Below are 18,446 nucleotides of genomic sequence, written 5' to 3' on the forward strand. Positions count from 1 at the left end.
TGCCCGCCACGAACGACGCCGTGGACTCCGTCACGGTTCCGGCCGCCCGGCACCGGAACCGCCCGGCCCCTGCCCGGCTCAGGGGCGGGTCATCCGCAGCACGTCCAGCGCCTCGTCGAGCTGCTCCTCGGTCAGGTCGCCGCGCTCCACGTACCCGCCCTCCAGCACGACCTGACGGATCGTCCTGCGCTCGGCCAGCGCCTTCTTCGCCACCTTCGCGGCCTCCTCGTACCCGATGTACCGGTTGAGCGGGGTGACCACCGACGGCGACGACTCGGCGTACTCCCGGGCCCGTTCGCGGTGGGCGACGATGCCGTCCACGGTGCGGTCGGCCAGCAGGCGGGAGACGTTGGCGAGCAGCCGGACCGATTCCAGCACGTTCCTGGCGATGACCGGCAGCATCACGTTCAGCTCGAAGTTGCCGGCCGCGCCCGCCGTGGCCACGGTCGCGTCGTTGCCGACGACCTGCGCGGCGACCATCAGCACCGCCTCGGGGATCACCGGGTTGACCTTGCCGGGCATGATCGACGAACCCGGCTGGAGATCGGGCAGCGCGATCTCGGCGAGGCCGGTGCGCGGCCCGGAGGCCATCCAGCGCAGGTCGTTGGCGATCTTGGTGAGGCCGACCGCGATCGTCCGCAGCTGTCCGCTGGTCTCGACGATGCCGTCCCGGGCGCCCTGCGCCTCGAAGTGGTCGCGCGCCTCGGTCAGCGGCAGCCCGGTGGCGCGGGCCACCTCCTCGATGACGGCGGCCGAGAAGCCGCGCGGGGTGTTGATGCCGGTACCCACGGCGGTGCCGCCCAGCGGCAGTTCGGCCAGCCGGGGCAGGGAGGCGCGCAGCCGCTCCACGCCGTAGCGCACCTGGGCCGCGTACCCGCCGAACTCCTGGCCCAGGGTCACGGGCGTGGCGTCCATCAGGTGCGTGCGCCCGGACTTGACGACGTCGGCGAACTCCTCGGACTTGCGCTCCAGCGCGGCGGCGAGGTGCTCCAGGGCCGGGACGAGGTCGCGGGTGACGGCGGCGGTGGCGGCGATGTGGATCGACGACGGGAAGACGTCGTTGGACGACTGGGAGGCGTTGACGTGGTCGTTGGGGTGCACCGGCCGCCCGAGTCGCTCGGTGGCGAGGGTGGCGATCACCTCGTTGGTGTTCATGTTCGACGAGGTGCCCGAACCGGTCTGGAAGACGTCCACCGGGAAGTGCTCGTCCCACCGTCCCTCGGCGACCTCGGCGGCGGCCTCCTGGATCGCCCGCGCGACGTCCTCGTCGAGCACCCCGAGCTCGGCGTTCACCTTGGCGGCGGCGCCCTTGATGCGCGCGAGCGCCTCGATGTGGGCGCGCTCGATGCGCTGCCCGGAGATCGGGAAGTTCTCGACGGCCCGCTGGGTCTGGGCCCGCCACTTGGCCTCGGCGGGGACGCGTACCTCACCCATGGAGTCGTGTTCGATCCGGTATTCGCTCATGACCGGTACAGCGATCGGGAGGACGCGGATGTTCCGCCGCGGGCCCACCCGGGTGACGCCCCGAGCCCCGGCCGGGGCGCTGCGGGGGTGCGGGGCGGGCGCGGCCGGGGTTCCCCGGGCCGTGCCCGCCGCACGCGCGCGTCAGGCCAGGCCGGGGCCGCGGACCGGGATCGACGTGAACGTCGGCTGCGGGGCCGGGTCCTTGAAGAAGTCGTTGCCCTTGTCGTCGACGACGATGAACGCCGGGAAGTCCTCGACCTCGATCTTCCAGACCGCCTCCATGCCCAGCTCCTCGTACTCGAGGACCTCGACCTTCTTGATGCAGTCCTGCGCCAGGCGCGCGGCCGGCCCGCCGATCGAGCCCAGGTAGAACCCGCCGTGCGTCGCGCACGCGTCCGTGACCTGCTGCGAGCGGTTGCCCTTGGCCAGCATCACCTTGGAGCCGCCGGCGGCCTGGAACTGCTCGACGTAGGAGTCCATCCGGCCCGCCGTGGTCGGCCCGAAGGACCCGGACGCGTACCCCTCGGGGGTCTTCGCGGGACCGGCGTAGTACACCGGGTGGTCCTTCAGGTACTGCGGCATGCCCTCGCCCGCGTCCAGCCGCTCCTTGATCTTGGCGTGCGCGATGTCGCGCGCGACGACCAGCGAGCCGGTGAGCGAGAGCCGCGTCTTGACCGGGTACTTGGCCAGCTCGGCCAGGATGCTGTCCATCGGCTGGTTCAGGTCGATCTTCACGACGTCGGACGACTCGTCCAGGTGCTCGTCGGTGGTGTCCGGCAGGAAGCGCGCCGGGTCGGTCTCCAGCTGCTCCAGGAAGACGCCCTCGGCCGTGATCTTCGCGACGGCCTGGCGGTCGGCGGAGCAGGACACCGCGATGGCGACCGGGCAGGACGCGCCGTGCCGGGGCAGGCGCACCACGCGCACGTCGTGGCAGAAGTACTTGCCGCCGAACTGCGCGCCAATCCCGATCTTCTGGGTCAGCTCGAAGACCTTCTGCTCCAGCTCCTCGTCCCGGAAGCCGTGGCCGAGCGGCGAGCCCTCGGTCGGCAGGGTGTCCAGGTAGTGCGCGGAGGCGTACTTGGCGGTCTTCAGCGCGTACTCGGCGGACGTGCCGCCCACCACGATCGCCAGGTGGTACGGCGGGCAGGCGGCCGTGCCCAGCGAACGGATCTTCTCCTCCAGGAACTTCATCATGGAGGCCTCGTTCAGGACGGCCTTGGTCTCCTGGTACAGGAACGACTTGTTGGCCGAGCCGCCGCCCTTCGCCATGAACAGGAACTTGTAGGCGCCGCCGTCGGTGGCGTACAGCTCGATCTGCGCGGGGAGGTTGGAGCCGGTGTTCCTCTCCTCCCACATGGTGAGCGGGGCCATCTGCGAGTAGCGCAGGTTGAGCCTGGTGTAGGCGTCGTGGATGCCGTGCGACAGGTGCTTCTCGTCCTCGCCGGCGGTGAGCACGTGCTGTCCGCGCTTGCCCATCACGATCGCCGTGCCGGTGTCCTGGCACATGGGCAGCACGCCCGCGGCCGCGATGTTGGCGTTCTTCAGCAGGTCCAGCGCGACGAACTTGTCGTTGGCGGAGGCCTCCGGGTCGTCGATGATGCGGCGCAGCTGGGCGAGGTGGGCGGGGCGCAGGTAGTGCTGGATGTCGTGGACGGCCTCCTCGGCCAGCTTGCGCAGCGCCTCCGGCTCCACCTTGAGGAACGTCCGCCCGTCCGGCCCCTCGACGGTGGAGACACCCTCGGAGGTCACCAGCCGGTACGGGGTGGTGTCCTCGCCCTGGGGGAGCAGATCGGTATAGGCGAACTCAGCCATCGCAGGCCATTCCTCACTCGACAGACGACGACCCGCCGACGTTGGCGGGCCTTCCCAGCCTAGAACCTGTCCACAGCCCCGAACCTGTGAGGTAAGGCTCAGCCGGGGGTATCGCGATCTATCGTGTTTCGCTACGCTGCTGCCGTGGACCTTCAGAAGCAGACCGCTCCCGCTCCGGCTGCCGAACTGCGCGCCTCGGACGCCGACCGTGACCGTATCGCCGACATCCTGCGCGACGCACTGGCCGAGGGCCGGCTCACCGCCGACGAGCACGCCGAGCGCGTCGAGGGCGTGCTCGGCGCCAAGACCGTCGGCGAGCTGGAGGCCTTCATCCGGGACCTCCCGGCCGCCCACGCGCGCCGGGTGACCGTCTCCGCCCCGAGCCGCCCCACCGCGGGCGCCATCCCCGTCGACCCCGACGACAACGTCGTCGCCGTCTTCAGCAGCGCGGTCCGCAAGGGCCGTTGGCGCGCGGGCCGCCGCATCCACGCGTACGCGGTCTTCGGCAGCGTCGAGATCGACCTCAGCGAGGCCCTGTTCGAGTACCAGCAGGTCGTCATCAAGGCGATCTCCGTCTTCGGCAGCGTCGAGGTGCGCGTGCCGGAGAACGTGTCGCTGCGCGGCACCGGCGGCGGCGTGCTCGGCTCCTTCGAGGTGGACACCCTGGACGCGGCCGAGCCCGACGCCCCGGTGGTCTACCTCGACGGCTGGGCGGTCCTCGGCAGCATCGAGGGCCGGCCCCGGCGCGGCCGGCTCGTCGCCGACATCCTGGACCGCGTGCACCGCAAGGTGGACCGGACTTTGCACCGGCACCTGGAGCGTTGACGGACGTGAACGGCGGCCCCGCCCGGCGGACTTGACCGCGGGCGGGGGCCGGCCGCCGGGCGACGTGATCGAGCAGGACCGCGCGAAATCCAGCGGTTCGGAACTCAGTGCATAGGCGCGCGCACAGCGGGTAGGGCTTGCTGCATCGTCTCTTGGAGGGTGCCGTGGGAGTTCGCGGGGCCCGGCACGCCGGCCGCCCCCCTGCATCCCTCGGCACCTTCCAGCTCGCGAAGCCGTCGTCAGGAGTAGACCGTGCTGCAACCGCCGCATTCGTCCCTGCAGGTAGCTGCCGTTCCGGCCCAGCGGGTGCCAGCGCGAGACAGGGACCAGGACGCCCCCTGGCACACCGAGGCGGTGTGCCGACGCGACGAGGCCGGCCTGTTCTTCGCCCCCTCCAAGGAGCCGACCGCCGCCCGGCTGTCCCGCGAGGAGGCGGCCAAGCGGGTCTGCGCGCGCTGTCCTGTGATGGTCGAGTGCCGCGAACACGCACTGCTCCAGCCCGAGCCGTACGGCGTGTGGGGCGGCCTGACGGCGGCGGAGCGCCGCGTGGTGCTGGCCCGGCGCCGACGCCGTGACATGGAGCTGAAGAAGGCCGCGCGCGCGACGGGCCGCATAGCCGCGGCGGGCTGACCCCCGGGTCCCGGCCCGGCGAGCATGCAGAAAGGGCGCCCCTCCGCACCGGGGCGCCCCTTCTGGGACGGCGGCGGCCGTACCGCGTCAGCCGACGCGCGTCAGCCGCGCCGCGTCACTTGGCCCGGTCGAAGTCGATCGTGCTGTACGCCCGCAGCTTCCGCAGCCGGTGCTCGGAGTCGATCTTCCGTACCGTGCCCGACTTGGACCGCATCACGAGCGACTCGGTCAGCGCGGTCTCCGAGCGGTAGCGCACACCCCGCAGCAGCTCGCCGTCGGTGATGCCGGTCGCGACGAAGAAGACGTTCTCCCCGGACACCAGGTCGTCCGTGGTGAGCACCCGGTCCAGGTCGTGGCCCGCGTCGATCGCCCGCTGCCGCTCCTCGTCGTCCTTGGGCCACAGCTTGCCCTGGATCGTGCCGCCCAGGCACTTCACGGCGCAGGCCGAGATGATGCCCTCCGGGGTGCCGCCGATGCCGAGCAGCAGGTCCACGCCGGTGCCCTCGCGCAGCGCGTAGACCGACCCGGCCACGTCGCCGTCCGAGATCAGCTTGATCCGCGCGCCGGCGTCCCGGACCTCCTTGATCAGGCCCTCGTGGCGCGGCCGGTCCAGGATGACGACGGTGACGTCCTCGGGCGTGGACCGCTTGGCCTTGGCGATGCGGCGGATGTTCACCGCGACCGGCGCGTCGATGTCGACGAAGTCGGCGGCCTCCGGGCCGGTGACCAGCTTGTCCATGTAGAAGACGGCGGACGGGTCGAACATCGCGCCGCGCTCGGCGGCGGCCAGCACCGCGATGGCGTTGGGCATGCCCTTCGCGGTCAGCGTGGTGCCGTCGATCGGGTCGACGGCGATGTCGACCTCGGGCCCGGTGCCGTCCCCGACCTGCTCGCCGTTGAACAGCATGGGCGCCTCGTCCTTCTCGCCCTCACCGATGACGACGACGCCGTTCATCGACACGGTGGAGACGAGGGTCCGCATGGCGCGCACCGCGGCACCGTCGGCGCCGTTCTTGTCGCCGCGCCCGACCCAGCGGCCGGCGGCCATGGCGGCTGCCTCGGTCACCCGGACGAGCTCCAGGGCGAGGTTGCGGTCCGGGGCCTCGGACGGAACGTCAAGTTCGGACGGCAGATGATGATTCTCGGTCATCGGAGCGCACCTTTCTGATACGACGACGGCCGGATGAGGGTTTTCGCCTTCCGACTCTATCGTCAGTCCGACAAAATGAGCAGGGGACCCCACGGATGAGCGCGACCGGCACCTGCGACGATAGGGGCGTGGCAGGTTCGAAGGGCAAGCAGAAGACGGTCCGGGACATGGTCCTCTCCCTCGGGGTGATCATGATCGCGGCAGCGGTGATCTATGTGTTCCTCCCGCACGAGGACAAGGAACCCGACATCAAGCGGGTCGACTACCGCATCGAGCTGCTCACCGCGCGCCGCGCCGCCGCCTACCCGGTGGCCGCGCCGGAGGGGCTGCCGACGAGCTGGAAGGCCACCTCGGTCCGCTTCGACGCCGCGAAGTCCGACGCCTGGCACCTCGGGTTCCGCGCCCCCGACGGGGAGTACGTGACGGTCGAGCAGTCGACTCAGAAGCCCGGCGCGTTCATCAAGGACGCGAGCCAGGGCGCGAAGGCGACCGAGGTCACCGAGGAGATCTCCGGCCGCACCTGGACCCGCTACACCGGCGGCCGCTACGACGCGCTCGTCCTGAAGGGCCCCGACGGCTCGACCACGGTGGTGGCGGGGACGGGGTCGTTCGCCCAGCTGAAGACGATGGTGGGCGCGCTCAGGATGGCGTGAGGCGTCTTGCCGGGCGACCTCGTGCGCCCGTGCCCGAGCCCGTGCACGACGAAGGCCCCCGGCGTCCTGCCGGGGGCCTTCGCGGTGCCGGGTGTGGCTCAGACGGTCGTGACGACCTGCTCGTACGCCAGGCGCGGGGAGCGCGGGTAGGAGGCGTTCTCCCCGGGGCGGCCGATGTTGACGACCATCAGCGGGGTGTGGTCGTCGTCCAGGAACTCCTTGCGGACGCCCTCGAGGTCCACGCCGGTCATCGGGCCGGCGGCGAGCCCGGCCGCCCGGACGCCGACGATGAAGTACCCGGCCTGCAGGGCGGCGTTCAGCGCGGCGGAGTTCTCACGGACGACGCGCTCGCCGAAGAACGCGTCCTTGGCCTGCGGGAACGCCGGGAACAGGGTCGGCAGCTCCTCGTGGAACTCGTTGTCCGCGGAGAGGATCGCGACCAGGGGCGCGGTGGCCGTCTTGGCCCGGTTGCCCTCGGCCATGTGCGCGACCAGGCGCTCGCGGGCCTCGGCGGAGCGGACCAGGGTGATGCGCAGCGGCGTCTGGTTGAAGGCGGTGGGGCCGTACTTGACCAGGTCGTAGATCGCCTGCACCTGCTCGTCGGTCACCGGCTCGTCGGTGAAGGTGTTCGCGGTGCGGGCCTCGCGGAACAGCAGGTCCTGGGCGGCGGGGTCAAGAACGAGAGACATGCGGGAACTTTCCTCGGTGGTGCGTCCGGCGCGGGATCGCCGGACCGGTGGACGGCTGCGACGATACGCCGAAGAAGTTCAACCTTCAACTAAGGTGGGGGTGTGGTGATCGGCTTCACAGGCAGGCCGGAGCAGGCCGAGGCGGCCTTGAGCGGGCCGGAAGCCGGCCCGGACGGGGGCGCTCCGCACACCCCCGCTCCGCTACTCGTCCTCGTCCGTCCCCTCCGCGGCTTCCTCCTCCGCGAGGGCCGCGTCCAGCCGAGCCCGGGCTCCCTCCAGCCAGCGCCGGCACACCTTGGCCAGCTCCTCGCCGCGCTCCCACAGCGCCAGGGACTCTTCGAGGGTCGTCCCGCCCGCCTCCAGCCGCCGCACGACCTCGATCAGTTCGTCGCGCGCCTGCTCGTAGCCGAGCGCCTCGTCCACCTTGCCGGTCATCGACCCGTCCCGTCCGTCATCCGCCCTGTCCGTCGTGTCCCTCATCGGCTCGCTCACCCGTCGACCCGTACCGTGAACTCGCCGTCGGCGACCCGGGCGCGCAGCGCCTCGTCCGCCGTCACCTCGCCCGGACCGCGCACCACGTGCCCGTCCGCCCGCTGCAGGACCGCGTACCCGCGCCGCAGCGTCATCGCCGGGGACAGCGCCACCACGCGCGCGTGCGTGTGCGTCAGCTCCGACTCCGCGCGGTCCAGCAGGTGCCCCAGGCAGCGTCGGCCGCGGTCGGCGAGGGAGGCGACCTGGTCGGCCCGCTCGTCGATCATCCGGTGCGGATCCTGTATCGCCGGGCGCGCGAGCGCGTGGGCGAGCCCGCGCTCCTCCCGGTCCACCAGTGCCCCGACGCACCGCCGCGCCCGGTCCCGCAGCGCGCGCACGCGCTGCATCTCCTCGCCGACGTCCGGCACGACCTTCTTGGCCGCGTCGGTCGGCGTGGACGCGCGCAGGTCCGCCACGTGGTCCAGGAGCGGGCTGTCGGGCTCGTGACCGATGGCCGAGACCACCGGCGTACGGCACTCGGCGACCGCACGCACCAGCTGCTCGTCCGAGAACGGCAGCAGGTCCTCCACGCTGCCCCCGCCGCGCGCGACGATGATCACGTCCACGTCGTCCAGCGCGTCCAGCTCCTTCACGGCCTGCACGACCTGCGGGACCGCGTGCACGCCCTGCACGGCGACGTTGCGCACCTCGAAGCGGACGGCGGGCCAGCGGTGCCGGGCGTTCTCCAGCACGTCCCGCTCGGCGGCCGAGGCCCGGCCGCAGACCAGCCCGACGAGCTGCGGCAGGAACGGCAGCGGCTTCTTGCGCTCCGGCGCGAACAGGCCCTCCGCGGCCAGCGACTTCTTCAGCTGCTCCAGGCGCGCGAGCAGCTCGCCCATCCCCACCGGCCGGATCTCGGCGGCCCGCAGCGACAGCTGGCCGCGCGGGGCGTACCACTCCGGCTTCGCGTGCAGCACCACGCGCGCGCCCTCGCCCACGATGTCGGCGACGGCGTCGAACACCTGCCGGTAGCAGGTGACGCTCACGGAGATGTCGTACGACGGGTCGCGCAGCGTCAGGAACACGACGCCCGCGCCCGGACGCCGCGACAACTGGGTGATCTGCCCCTCGACCCAGATCGCGCCGAGCCGGTCGATCCACCCCCCGATGAGCCGCGACACCGCACCGACGGGCAGCGGGGCGTCCGCGGACGTGTTCACAGCCATGCGGCGAGCGTAACGGCAGGCACCGACAGCCCGGGGCAGGAGATCTTCGGGCCCCGGGGCGCGGCCTTACGATGGGACCCATGACCGCTTCGCCTGGCCGCCGTGTCCTGCTCGCCGCCCCCCGTGGCTACTGCGCCGGTGTGGACCGCGCCGTGATCGCCGTCGAGAAGGCCCTCGAACAGTACGGGGCCCCCGTCTACGTCCGGCACGAGATCGTGCACAACAAGTACGTCGTGCAGACCCTCGAGAGGAAGGGCGCCGTCTTCGTCGAGCGCACGGAGGAGGTGCCGCCCGGCAGCATCGTGATGTTCTCCGCGCACGGCGTCGCCCCCGTCGTCCACGAGGAGGCCGCGCGCGGCCGGCTCGCCACCATCGACGCGACCTGCCCGCTGGTGACGAAGGTGCACAAGGAGGCCGTGCGCTTCGCCAACGACGACTTCGACATCCTGCTCATCGGGCACGAGGGCCACGAGGAGGTCATCGGCACGTCCGGCGAGGCCCCCGACCACATCCAGCTCGTCGACGGCCCCGAGGACGTCGCCAAGGTCGAGGTCCGCGACCCCTCCAAGGTCGTCTGGCTGTCCCAGACCACGCTCTCCGTGGACGAGACCATGGAGACGGTCGACGCCCTGAAGGAGAAGTTCCCGCAGCTCATCTCCCCGCCCAGCGACGACATCTGCTACGCCACGCAGAACCGTCAGCTCGCCGTCAAGCAGATGGGCGCGGAGGCCGAGCTGGTCATCGTGGTCGGCTCCCGCAACTCCTCCAACTCCAAGCGCCTGGTCGAGGTCGCCAAGCTCGCGGGCGCGCGCGACGCGTACCTGGTCGACTTCGCCGACGAGATCGACGAGGCCTGGCTGGAGGGCGTGACCACGGTCGGCGTCACCTCGGGCGCGTCCGTGCCGGAGATCCTCGTCGAGCAGGTCCTGGAGTTCCTCGCCGCGCGCGGGTACGGCGACGTGGAGATCGTCAAGGCGGCCGAGGAGTCGATCACCTTCTCGCTCCCCAAGGAGCTGCGCCGCGACCTGCGCGCGGAGGCGGCGTCCCTGGTGGCCGAGCGCGGCGGGGCGGGCGTGGCGGAGCCGAACTCCGCGGAGTGAACCGGGGGCTGCCGTGACCGTCGGTGGGCCGTCGTAACGTGGAGCCATGCAGATCTTCGGTGTGGACATCGGCGGGTCAGGGATCAAGGGCGCCCCTGTGGACCTGGACAAGGGCGACCTCGCGGCCGAGCGCTTCAAGGTGCTCACCCCGCACCCGGCCACGCCCGACGGCGTGGCCGACGGCGTACAGCAGGTCGTCGAGCACTTCGGCTGGACGGGACCGGTCGGGCTGACCTTCCCGGGCGTGGTCACCGGCGGGGCCACGGTCCGCACCGCCGCCAACGTCGACAAGAGCTGGGTCGACACGGACGCGCGCGCGTTGTTCGCCGACCGGCTCGGCGGCCTGCCGGTGACGGTCGTCAACGACGCCGACGCGGCGGGCATCGCCGAGATGAGCTTCGGCGCGGGCAAGGGCCGCAAGGGCACCGTCATCCTGCTCACCTTCGGCACCGGCATCGGCAGCGCCGTCTTCACCGACGGCGTCCTCGTGCCCAACACCGAGCTCGGCCACCTCGAGCTGCACGGCCACGACGCGGAGAAGCGCGCCTCCAGCAAGGCCAAGGAGGACGAGGACCTCAGCTGGGAGCACTGGGCGCACCGCGTCCAGAAGTACCTCGCCCACGTCGAGATGCTCTTCTCGCCCGAGCTGTTCATCATCGGCGGCGGGGTCAGCCGCAAGGCCGCCAAGTTCCTGCCCCACGTCGAGGGCATCCGGGCGGAGATCGTCCCGGCCGAGCTGCAGAACAACGCGGGGATCGTGGGCGCGGCGATGCGGGCGGCGCAGGGGGAGGGGCAGAGCGAGGGGTGAACCCACGGGCCCGCTCGGCGCGGTCGGCGGCCACCTCGCGCGGGCAGGACGCTCAGAGACCGCCGGCCATCCCGCGCGGGCAGGACGCTCAGGAGGCCGCCGGCCACCCCGCGTGGGCAGGACGCCCAGGAGGTCGCCGGCCGACGGCCACCTCGCGCGGGCCGCTTGCTCAGGGGGCCGTCGGCCGACGGCCACCTCGCGCGGGCCGGTTGCTCAGGAGGCCGCCGGCTGACGGCGGCTCCGGGCCCGCCGGTGGGCGACCAGGACCACCCGGCGGGCGAGCACCAGCAGGGCGGCGACCAGCGTCCCGGCGTACAGCCACACGGCCTGCGTGGCGAGCGCGGTGAGCAAGCCCATCGCGTACGACCCGGGGCCCCCGTCGCCGTCGGCCACGGGGAACAGCCCCACGGCGAAGGCGATCGGCAGGACGACCGGCGCGACCAGCAGGTCGCCCGGCCGCACCCACAGCGCGGTCAGCACGGACACGGGCAGGAACAGCACGCCGTACGCCGTCAGCGACGCCCCGCCCAGCCACCGGTCGAGGAACCCGAGCCCCAGCATCAGCGCCAGGGTGAGGACCCCGAGCCCGAGCGCGGTGAGCCGGGCGTGGGGCGGCCGGCGCGGGGAGGGTTCCGGGGCGGCGGGCGCGGGGGGCCGTACGCCGTCGGCCGGCTGCCGGGGCGGCCCGCCGGGCCGGGGCCGCGGGGGCTTGCCGGCACGGGGAGCGGCCCCGGAGGCGCCGGGCGTCCCGCTGCGCCGGGAAGCGGACGCACCCGGGGAGCGGGGAGTCCGCCGGGCCGGGCGGGGCCGGCGGGAACCGGGGGAGCGACCGGAAGGCGAGCCACCCGAGGCCTCGCCCCCGTCGACGCGCGGGGAGCCGTCCGACCGGCCGGCCGCATCCGCCCGCGCGGCGTCACGCGGACGCCCCAGCGAGCCCGACGGCCGAGGCGACGCCTCACCCCCACCCCCGGTTCTGCCTCTGTTCCTGCTCCCGCCCTTGCCTCCGCCCCCGGCCGCGCGGGCCGACTGGGGTGGCAGGGGCGAGGTGCCGGACCGTGTTCCGTGCTGCTGTGAGGGGCGCGTTCCGTATTGCTCCACTGCTCCAACCTAGGTCTGCTTATGTGCCGAATCGGGCGCGGGACACGCCGTGGGAGGGACAGTGGCCAAGCGTTCGACAGCTCCGCCGGTCCGGGCGCGCGCACGCCGTAGACTGGTGGATCGGCCGGTCCCCTGGCCCCCTGGCCCTCACCACATACGGGAAGTCGCAACGTGTCGCTCACGATCGGAATCGTCGGTCTGCCGAATGTCGGCAAGTCGACCCTGTTCAACGCCCTGACCAAGAACGACGTGCTGGCGGCCAACTACCCGTTCGCCACGATCGAGCCGAACGTCGGCGTGGTCGGCGTCCCGGACCCGCGCCTGGCCAAGCTCGCGGAGATCTTCAAGTCGGAGCGGGTTCTGCCGGCGACGGTCGACTTCGTGGACATCGCGGGCATCGTGCGCGGCGCCTCGGAGGGCGAGGGCCTGGGCAACAAGTTCCTGGCGAACATCCGTGAGTCCGACGCGATCTGCCAGGTCATCCGCGCCTTCAAGGACGAGAACGTCGTCCACGTCGACGGCAAGGTCTCGCCGAAGGACGACATCGAGACGATCAACACCGAGCTGATCCTGGCCGACCTGCAGACGATCGAGAAGGTGCTGCCCCGCCTCCAGAAGGAGTCGCGGATCAAGAAGGACGTGGCGCCCAAGGTCAAGGCCGTCGAGGAGGCCAAGGAGATTTTGGAGAAGGGCGACACGCTCTTCGGCCACGGCATCCTCCAGGGCAGCGAGCGGGCCGAGCTCCTGCACGACCTGCACCTGCTGACCACGAAGCCCTTCCTCTACGTGTTCAACGTCGACGAGGACGAGCTGGTCGACGAGGACTTCAAGAACGAGCAGCGCGCCCTGGTCGCCCCCGCCGAGGCGATCTTCCTGAACGCCAAGCTGGAGGCGGACCTCGCCGAGCTGGACGAGGAGGAGGCGCTGGAGCTGCTGGAGTCGGTCGGCCAGCACGAGCCCGGCCTCGCGACCCTCGCGCGCGTCGGCTTCAACACCCTGGGCCTGCAGACCTACCTCACGGCCGGCCCCAAGGAGTCCCGCGCCTGGACCATCAAGAAGGGCGCGACGGCCCCCGAGGCCGCGGGAGTCATCCACACCGACTTCCAGAAGGGCTTCATCAAGGCGGAGGTCATCTCCTTCCCCGACCTGGTCGAGACCGGCTCGGTCACCGAGGCCCGAGCGAAGGGCAAGGCCCGCATGGAGGGCAAGGAGTACGTGATGCAGGACGGCGACGTGGTGGAGTTCCGCTTCAACGTCTGACACGGCCGGCGAAAGGACGTCTGACCTGCGATTGAGCGGGTCGGGCGGCCTTTGCGTTCCGCACGGAGTCGGCAGTGTGTTGTCGCCGGTCAGCGCGCGGGGGAGCGGCTACGCCGCTTCGTCGACCTGCGGCTGACATCGGCGGACTGGTGCGCGTACGCCTTGCCGACCGTGGCCCGGGTCCGTTCCTCGGAGTCCGGCCACAGGTGGGTGGGCCGGCTCAACGACAGAGCTTCATGATGGTGTCGTCGAAATCAGGGAACTCCTGTGTGGCCTGCGCGATGATCGCCGTGGCCGACGCGCGGCGGTCTGGAGCGAATTGCTCCGCGATAGCCGCCAGGTCGCCATTGGCCTGGGGAGCCCAATCCGGCTCGGGCTCGTATGAGGTGGCTGCTTCCCACGGGCCGAAGCCGTCAGCCAGCAGCCACAGGAAGGCACCCAGGTCGCGAGCGGCAACGCCTGTCTCTCCTTCGGACCCCAGAAAGACAACGGGCTGCTCCACCAGTTCCCGACCTGGACGAACCAGCCAGAACGCTGCGTACCCACCGGTGCCATCCTGGCCGAATACGCGGAAGCTGTCGCCGTTCAGCTCGCCGTTGCCCGTCCACGCGCGGAACCACTCGGTGGTCTCTTCGGCAGACAGGAAGGACTCGTAGGGTTCGAAGTCGACACCGTCCTCGCCGATGCACTCGAGCCGGACCGCCATGGCAGCGGCAAGCGCGGCGGGGAACTGGCGATCTCCGTTCGTGGTCATGCGAAGACAGTAGCGATGGGTTCGGGCTTGGCAGCGCTGCCCGCTCCTCATTGACCTCCAGCCGAGTCGAGGTCGAACGACAAGGTCAGCCATCGTCGTCCACGCCTCCTTGCAGTGCCCACCCGCCGCCCACTCGCGGTCGGTCGTGTTGCCGCTCTCCAGCAGGCCGATCACGTAGCCGTAGCCGATCTACTCAGGGTCCTGGAGCAGCATCGGTTACCACTCCGGCTACAGGTCCGTACGGTCGATCCAGGTGAGCGCGACGAAGACGTCGTCACCGGCGGGAGCTTCGGAGGCTTCCAGCAGGGACCAGGCACGGGACTCTTCGACCAGGTGGTCCCAAGGTGCGGTCCAGTCGAGTTCCCACTCCAGCCCAGGCCCGGGGATGCCGTACGTGCGACCGGCGTCCACCCGCCAGAACTGGGAGTAGAGGATCACCTGGGCATGGTCGGCGAGGTCGTTGATGATCTCGGTGATGCGGGCCGAGGGCCAGCCGGGGGCGTCGTCCGCGGTGGTGGCGCGCAGATGCGCGGTGAGCGGTGGGACGACAGGGGTGCGGGCACCGAGTTCGGTCAGCGCCCAGCGGATGCCGACGGATTCGGTCGCGTCCGGTGGGATCGCCCGTTCCAGGCACGCGCGGTACGCACGGCGCAGGGGCTCGACGGCGCCGTGGATCTCCAGGCTCGCCAGGGCCATGGCTGCCCATTCGCGAACGGTCGGGTTGTCGCTGTCCAGCAGGCCGATGAGAGCGGGGCCGCAACGGGGATCCCCGACCTCTTCGAAGACCTCGATGGCGGTCAGCTGACCGAAGGTGCCGAGGGAGGGCAGGCCGGTGATGACGGCGGGTAGGGCGTCGGCGCCGATCCAGATCAGCTCCGCGCGGGCGTCGTAGGACTCTTCGGCCTTGCCGTCGAGTTGCTGGACGAGTGCCTCGATGGGGGAGGTCATGACGCGCAGTTTCGCGCCCGTTCTCTTCGGTGTGCCATGCGTTTCTCCGCCGCCCCGGCCGCCTACCCGGGCAGTCCGCAGCCACCCGCAGGGATGCGCCGTCTCAGCCGAGCCACTCGGCGCACGATGCTAATCTGCATGTTACTAACATGCGCGTTAGTAACATTATCTGAGATTGGGTCGCGGTGGTGGATTTCGTAGGTCGTCGGCAAGAGCTGGCCACGCTCGAGCGGGAGCTGCGGAAAGTGGCGGCGGCCGTCGGTGGGGAGCGGCCCGGGCGGTGTGTCATGTTGCGGGGACGGCGCCGGGTGGGCAAGTCGCGCTTGGTCGAGCGGTTCGCGGAGCGGTCTGGAGCGCCGTTCCTGTTCTACGCGGCGACGGGTTCGTCCCCTCGGGACGATCTGGCGCGGCTGGCCCGGGACGCCGAGGCGTCGACGCTGCCCCTGGCGGGGTTGGTGGCCGCCGCACGGCCGGAGAGCTGGGACGCCGCGTTCGAGGTGCTGGCCGCGGCACTGCCCGCCGACCGGGCGAGTGTGCTGGTCATCGATGAGGTGCCGTACCTGATGGACGACGGGGGTGCCTTCGAGGGGATGCTGCAGCGGGCGTGGGACCGGGTGCTGGAAGCCAAGCCGGTGCTGCTGGTCCTCATCGGCTCCGATCTGTCGATGATGGAAGCCCTGAACAGCTACGGGCGCCCCTTCCACCAGCGCGGCCGGGAGATGGTGCTCGGACCGCTGAACCCCGCCGAGGTCGGGCGGATGCTCGGGCTGGAGCCCGCTGACGCCTTTGACGCCGCGCTGGTCACCGGCGGGCTGCCGCTGATCTGCGCGGAGTGGCCGCACGGGGCCGGCCTCTGGGACTTCCTCGGTGAGGCGCTGAACGACCCCGTCTCGGCCCTGCTGGTGTCGGCCGAGCGCTCGCTGGCCGCCGAGTTCCCGCCGCAGGCCCAGGCACGGACGGTGCTCGCCGCCATCGGCAGCGGCGAGCGGACCTTCACTAACATCGCCCGCGCGGCCGGTGGGATCGGGGCCACGCCGTTGCAGCGAGCGCTGGAGCTGCTCACGGAGAAGCGGATCGTCGCAGCCGAACTGCCCGTGTCACCGCGTCCGTCGAAGGACCGCCGCTACCGGGTGGCCGATCCCTACCTGCGGTTCTGGCTGCACCTGATCGGCCCGTCCATCGAGGAGATCGAACGGGGCCGCGGCGACCTGACGCTGGCGCGGGTTCGGCACAACTGGACCAGTTGGCGCGGCCGGGCGATCGAACCGTTGGTCCGTGAGGCGCTCGCCCGGACACTGCCCGACGACCGGCTGCCCGCGGCGCCGGCGGTGGGCGGCTACTGGACCCGCACCAACGACGTCGAGATCGACATCGTCGGGGCGGACCGGGCACCCATCGCCAAGGAGCTCCTCTTCGTGGGTTCCATCAAGTGGCTGGAACAGTCGCCCTTCGACCGGCACGATGCGGCGGCCCTCCACCGGCACCGGGCCGCCCTCACCGCCGAACCCCTCCCGGTCATGGCGGTCTCGCGCAGCGGGATCGACTGTCCGGGACTCGACGCCGCCTACGGCCCGGCCGACCTGCTGACGGCTTGGCCGCTCTGAACGGCGGTTCGCGGGCATGGCCCGGCCTCTGCGGTGCGCGGCACCGCGTCACCCGGCCCCCGACGGCGTCACCGCCTCGCGGCACGCCCCCGCATACCCCCTCACCAGCGGCCGCTCCCCGTCCGTGCGGCGCCACGCCAGGGCGTAGCGGGTCGGGGGGAGGTCGGGGACCGGGCGGGTCACGACGCCGCCCAGGGTGATCAGGGAGGCGTTGCCCGCGGCGATCAGGCAGATGCCCAGGCCGGCGACCAGGGCCTCGTACGTCTCCTCCGTGCCGGCGATCTCCGCGCCGATGCGGGGCGGGCGGCCGGCGCGTTCGGGCAGGGCCAGCCAGTGGTCGCGCAGGACGCCCGCGCTGGGCGGCAGCGCGAGGAACGGCTCGTCGGCCAGGTCCGCGAAGGCGATCTCGGCGCGCGCGGCCAGCGGGTGCGTCTCGGGCAGGGCGACCAGGCGGGGTTCCTCGGCGAGCACCGTCCAGTCGTAGCGCCGTTCGTCGGGCAGCGGCAGCCACACGAAGGCGACGTCCGACGTGCCGTCCGCCAGGCCCGCCGTCGGGTCCTGCCAGCCGACCTGGCGCAGCCGCAGCTCCGCCTCCGGGTGGGCCGCCGTGAAGCGGGAGCGGATCGACGGCAGCAGGCCGCCCCGGCCCGGGCTGGTGCTCATGCCCACCGTCAGGGTGCTGCGCTGCGCCGTCTTCGCCCGCTCCACCTCCGCCCAGCCGTCCTCCCACGCGGCCAGCACCCGCCGCGCGTGCGCCAGCAGCGCCGTTCCCGCCGGGGTCAGCTCCACCCCGTGCCGGTCGCGGCGGAACAGCGCGGTGCCCAGCTGCCGTTCGAGCGCGCGTACCTGCTTGCTCAGCGCGGGCTGGGAGACGTACAGCCGTTCCGTCGCGCGCGTGAAGTGCAGGTCCTCGGCGACCGCGACGAAGTAGCGCAGGTCCCGTACGTGCACGTCCGTGGTCATGCCCATCGGTTATCACCATGGGTCTTGGACCCACAACTCCTTTCCGGCGCAGTCTGGTGCCGTAACCGCGATCCAGGAGGAGTTCCCATGCACAAGGTCTGGCTGGTCACCGGCGCGAGCAGCGGGTTCGGGCGGGCGATCACCGAGGCGGCCGTCGCCGCCGGTGACGTGGTCGTCGGTGCGGCCCGGCGGCCCGAGGCGCTGGACGACCTCGTCGCCGCGCACCCCGACCAGGTGGAGGCCCTGCGGCTCGACGTCACCGACGTGGCGGCGGCCGAGGCGGCCGTACGGGACGTCATCGACCGGCACGGACGGCTCGACGTCCTCGTCAACAACGCCGGCCGCACCCACGTCGGCGCCTTCGAGGAGACCACCGACGCCGAACTGCGCGAGCTGTTCGACCTGCACGTCTTCGGGCCCGCCGCGCTCACGCGCGCGGTGCTGCCGCACCTGCGCGAGCGCCGGTCGGGGGCGATCGTGCAGATGAGCAGCATGGGCGGGCAGATGTCCTTCGCCGGCTTCTCGGCGTACAGCGGGACCAAGTTCGCCCTGGAGGGCCTGTCCGAGGGACTGGCCGACGAGGTACGGGAGTTCGGCATCAAGGTGCTCGTCGTCGAACCCGGCGCCTTCCGGACCTCGCTGTTCGAGACCGCGCGGGCCGGCGTCAGCGAGGACAGCGGCGTGTACGCCTCGGTGCGCGCGACCCGCGACGCCGTCTCCGGCGGGCACGGCAGCCAGCCCGGCGACCCCGCCAAGGCCGCCGCCGTCGTCCTCGCCGCCCTCGACGCCGACGACACCCCGCTCCACCTGCCGCTCGGCGACGACGGCGTCACCGCGGTCCTCGGCAAACTGGACGCCGTCCGCGCCGAGATCGCCGCCTGGGAGGACCGCAGCCGCGCCACCGCCTTCGACGACTGACCACGGCCGCCGCGGGCCCGTTGTCAGCGGCAGGTGCGAGCATGGGCAGTTCGAGCCGAACTGCGGGTGCGTA

At 71.9% G+C, this 18,446-nt stretch carries 19 protein-coding genes; 8 read left to right on the top strand and 11 right to left on the bottom strand.

The window, feature by feature from the left end:
- Window positions 1-78: 78 nt before the first annotated feature.
- Both E4U91_RS22300 and E4U91_RS22305 read right to left on the bottom strand, forming a co-directional pair.
- Entirely contained in the window at window positions 79-1,464 is a 1,386-nt protein-coding gene (locus E4U91_RS22300) for a class II fumarate hydratase (RefSeq protein WP_137308472.1), read from the bottom strand.
- A gap of 141 nt (window positions 1,465-1,605) precedes the next feature.
- Window positions 1,606-3,276: a fumarate hydratase gene (locus E4U91_RS22305; RefSeq protein WP_137308473.1), complete on the bottom strand. Its 1,671-nt coding sequence runs from the start codon at window positions 3,274-3,276 to the stop codon at window positions 1,606-1,608.
- A gap of 144 nt (window positions 3,277-3,420) precedes the next feature.
- Here E4U91_RS22305 and E4U91_RS22310 point away from each other — a divergent pair, with 144 nt between their 5' ends.
- Complete coding sequence (locus tag E4U91_RS22310; RefSeq protein ID WP_137308474.1) at window positions 3,421-4,101, top strand: DUF1707 SHOCT-like domain-containing protein; 681 nt, start codon at window positions 3,421-3,423, stop codon at window positions 4,099-4,101.
- A 252-nt stretch (window positions 4,102-4,353) separates the two neighbouring features.
- Window positions 4,354-4,731, top strand: a complete 378-nt coding sequence (locus tag E4U91_RS22315) for a WhiB family transcriptional regulator (protein WP_067242391.1) — start codon at window positions 4,354-4,356, stop codon at window positions 4,729-4,731.
- 115 nt (window positions 4,732-4,846) lie between these two features.
- Here the strand turns inward: E4U91_RS22315 and glpX are convergent, their stop codons facing one another.
- Window positions 4,847-5,881, bottom strand: coding sequence for a class II fructose-bisphosphatase (gene glpX / locus E4U91_RS22320; RefSeq protein ID WP_137308475.1), 1,035 nt, complete (start codon window positions 5,879-5,881; stop codon window positions 4,847-4,849).
- Window positions 5,882-6,009: 128 nt separating this feature from the next.
- Here glpX and E4U91_RS22325 point away from each other — a divergent pair, with 128 nt between their 5' ends.
- On the top strand, window positions 6,010-6,534 hold the full coding sequence (locus E4U91_RS22325; protein ID WP_137308476.1) for a DUF4245 domain-containing protein: 525 nt from the start codon (window positions 6,010-6,012) through the stop codon (window positions 6,532-6,534).
- Between the two features lie 98 nt (window positions 6,535-6,632).
- On the opposite strand, the gene E4U91_RS22330 is transcribed toward E4U91_RS22325, so the two are convergent.
- The 3 genes from E4U91_RS22330 to xseA form a co-directional block, all read right to left on the bottom strand.
- Window positions 6,633-7,223 (bottom strand): malonic semialdehyde reductase, encoded by a 591-nt coding sequence (locus tag E4U91_RS22330; RefSeq protein WP_137308477.1) that lies wholly within the window; start codon window positions 7,221-7,223, stop codon window positions 6,633-6,635.
- A 201-nt stretch (window positions 7,224-7,424) separates the two neighbouring features.
- Window positions 7,425-7,658, bottom strand: coding sequence for an exodeoxyribonuclease VII small subunit (locus tag E4U91_RS22335; RefSeq protein WP_137308478.1), 234 nt, complete (start codon window positions 7,656-7,658; stop codon window positions 7,425-7,427).
- Between the two features lie 53 nt (window positions 7,659-7,711).
- Complete coding sequence (gene xseA / locus E4U91_RS22340; protein WP_137308479.1) at window positions 7,712-8,920, bottom strand: exodeoxyribonuclease VII large subunit; 1,209 nt, start codon at window positions 8,918-8,920, stop codon at window positions 7,712-7,714.
- Between the two features lie 71 nt (window positions 8,921-8,991).
- Here xseA and E4U91_RS22345 point away from each other — a divergent pair, with 71 nt between their 5' ends.
- Both E4U91_RS22345 and ppgK read left to right on the top strand, forming a co-directional pair.
- Window positions 8,992-10,020, top strand: a complete 1,029-nt coding sequence (locus tag E4U91_RS22345) for a 4-hydroxy-3-methylbut-2-enyl diphosphate reductase (protein WP_137308480.1) — start codon at window positions 8,992-8,994, stop codon at window positions 10,018-10,020.
- A gap of 46 nt (window positions 10,021-10,066) precedes the next feature.
- Window positions 10,067-10,828, top strand: coding sequence for a polyphosphate--glucose phosphotransferase (gene ppgK / locus E4U91_RS22350; RefSeq protein ID WP_137308481.1), 762 nt, complete (start codon window positions 10,067-10,069; stop codon window positions 10,826-10,828).
- Between the two features lie 213 nt (window positions 10,829-11,041).
- On the opposite strand, the gene E4U91_RS39780 is transcribed toward ppgK, so the two are convergent.
- Window positions 11,042-11,389, bottom strand: a complete 348-nt coding sequence (locus E4U91_RS39780) for a DUF6542 domain-containing protein (RefSeq protein ID WP_338326676.1) — start codon at window positions 11,387-11,389, stop codon at window positions 11,042-11,044.
- Between the two features lie 708 nt (window positions 11,390-12,097).
- Between E4U91_RS39780 and ychF the strand changes: the two genes are divergently transcribed.
- The gene (gene ychF, locus E4U91_RS22360; RefSeq protein WP_137308483.1) at window positions 12,098-13,186 is read left to right on the top strand and encodes a redox-regulated ATPase YchF; all 1,089 of its coding nucleotides are present in this window, start codon (window positions 12,098-12,100) and stop codon (window positions 13,184-13,186) included.
- A gap of 89 nt (window positions 13,187-13,275) precedes the next feature.
- Here ychF and E4U91_RS39620 read toward each other — a convergent pair whose 3' ends face one another.
- The 3 genes from E4U91_RS39620 to E4U91_RS22375 all read right to left on the bottom strand — a co-directional run bounded on the left by E4U91_RS39620 (window position 13,276) and on the right by E4U91_RS22375 (window position 14,888).
- Entirely contained in the window at window positions 13,276-13,410 is a 135-nt protein-coding gene (locus E4U91_RS39620; protein WP_277755335.1) for a hypothetical protein, read from the bottom strand.
- Window positions 13,407-13,940: an SMI1/KNR4 family protein gene (locus E4U91_RS22370; RefSeq protein WP_137308484.1), complete on the bottom strand. Its 534-nt coding sequence runs from the start codon at window positions 13,938-13,940 to the stop codon at window positions 13,407-13,409. The genes E4U91_RS39620 and E4U91_RS22370 overlap by 4 nt, the downstream gene beginning before the upstream one ends.
- A gap of 228 nt (window positions 13,941-14,168) precedes the next feature.
- Complete coding sequence (locus E4U91_RS22375) at window positions 14,169-14,888, bottom strand: HEAT repeat domain-containing protein (RefSeq protein WP_137308485.1); 720 nt, start codon at window positions 14,886-14,888, stop codon at window positions 14,169-14,171.
- Window positions 14,889-15,073: 185 nt separating this feature from the next.
- Between E4U91_RS22375 and E4U91_RS22380 the strand changes: the two genes are divergently transcribed.
- A complete protein-coding gene (locus E4U91_RS22380) occupies window positions 15,074-16,492 on the top strand; it encodes an ATP-binding protein (RefSeq protein ID WP_137308486.1) in 1,419 nt (472 codons plus the stop codon).
- A gap of 48 nt (window positions 16,493-16,540) precedes the next feature.
- On the opposite strand, the gene E4U91_RS22385 is transcribed toward E4U91_RS22380, so the two are convergent.
- Window positions 16,541-17,461 carry a LysR family transcriptional regulator gene (locus E4U91_RS22385; RefSeq protein WP_137308487.1) on the bottom strand — a complete coding sequence of 307 codons (921 nt, stop codon included), beginning with the start codon at window positions 17,459-17,461 and terminating at the stop codon, window positions 16,541-16,543.
- 81 nt (window positions 17,462-17,542) lie between these two features.
- Here E4U91_RS22385 and E4U91_RS22390 point away from each other — a divergent pair, with 81 nt between their 5' ends.
- Window positions 17,543-18,373 (top strand): oxidoreductase, encoded by an 831-nt coding sequence (locus E4U91_RS22390; RefSeq protein WP_137308488.1) that lies wholly within the window; start codon window positions 17,543-17,545, stop codon window positions 18,371-18,373.
- Window positions 18,374-18,446: the final 73 nt, after the last annotated feature.

The sequence above is a fragment of the Streptomyces lasalocidi genome, assembly GCF_005280215.1.
GTDB lineage: Bacteria > Actinomycetota > Actinomycetes > Streptomycetales > Streptomycetaceae > Streptomyces > Streptomyces longwoodensis.

What these genes read in the sequence shown, in the direction of transcription:
- E4U91_RS22300 (WP_137308472.1), bottom strand. Translation starts at nt 1,464, where the DNA reads ATGAGCGAATACCGGATCGAACACGACTCCATGGGTGAGGTACGCGTC.
- E4U91_RS22305 (WP_137308473.1), bottom strand. Translation starts at nt 3,276, where the DNA reads ATGGCTGAGTTCGCCTATACCGATCTGCTCCCCCAGGGCGAGGACACC.
- glpX (WP_137308475.1), bottom strand. Translation starts at nt 5,881, where the DNA reads ATGACCGAGAATCATCATCTGCCGTCCGAACTTGACGTTCCGTCCGAG.
- E4U91_RS22330 (WP_137308477.1), bottom strand. Translation starts at nt 7,223, where the DNA reads ATGTCTCTCGTTCTTGACCCCGCCGCCCAGGACCTGCTGTTCCGCGAG.
- E4U91_RS22335 (WP_137308478.1), bottom strand. Translation starts at nt 7,658, where the DNA reads ATGACCGGCAAGGTGGACGAGGCGCTCGGCTACGAGCAGGCGCGCGAC.
- xseA (WP_137308479.1), bottom strand. Translation starts at nt 8,920, where the DNA reads ATGGCTGTGAACACGTCCGCGGACGCCCCGCTGCCCGTCGGTGCGGTG.
- E4U91_RS22345 (WP_137308480.1), top strand. Translation starts at nt 8,992, where the DNA reads ATGGGACCCATGACCGCTTCGCCTGGCCGCCGTGTCCTGCTCGCCGCC.
- ppgK (WP_137308481.1), top strand. Translation starts at nt 10,067, where the DNA reads ATGCAGATCTTCGGTGTGGACATCGGCGGGTCAGGGATCAAGGGCGCC.
- E4U91_RS39780 (WP_338326676.1), bottom strand. Translation starts at nt 11,389, where the DNA reads ATGCTGGGGCTCGGGTTCCTCGACCGGTGGCTGGGCGGGGCGTCGCTG.
- E4U91_RS22370 (WP_137308484.1), bottom strand. Translation starts at nt 13,940, where the DNA reads ATGACCACGAACGGAGATCGCCAGTTCCCCGCCGCGCTTGCCGCTGCC.
- E4U91_RS22375 (WP_137308485.1), bottom strand. Translation starts at nt 14,888, where the DNA reads ATGACCTCCCCCATCGAGGCACTCGTCCAGCAACTCGACGGCAAGGCC.
- E4U91_RS22385 (WP_137308487.1), bottom strand. Translation starts at nt 17,461, where the DNA reads ATGGGCATGACCACGGACGTGCACGTACGGGACCTGCGCTACTTCGTC.
- E4U91_RS22390 (WP_137308488.1), top strand. Translation starts at nt 17,543, where the DNA reads ATGCACAAGGTCTGGCTGGTCACCGGCGCGAGCAGCGGGTTCGGGCGG.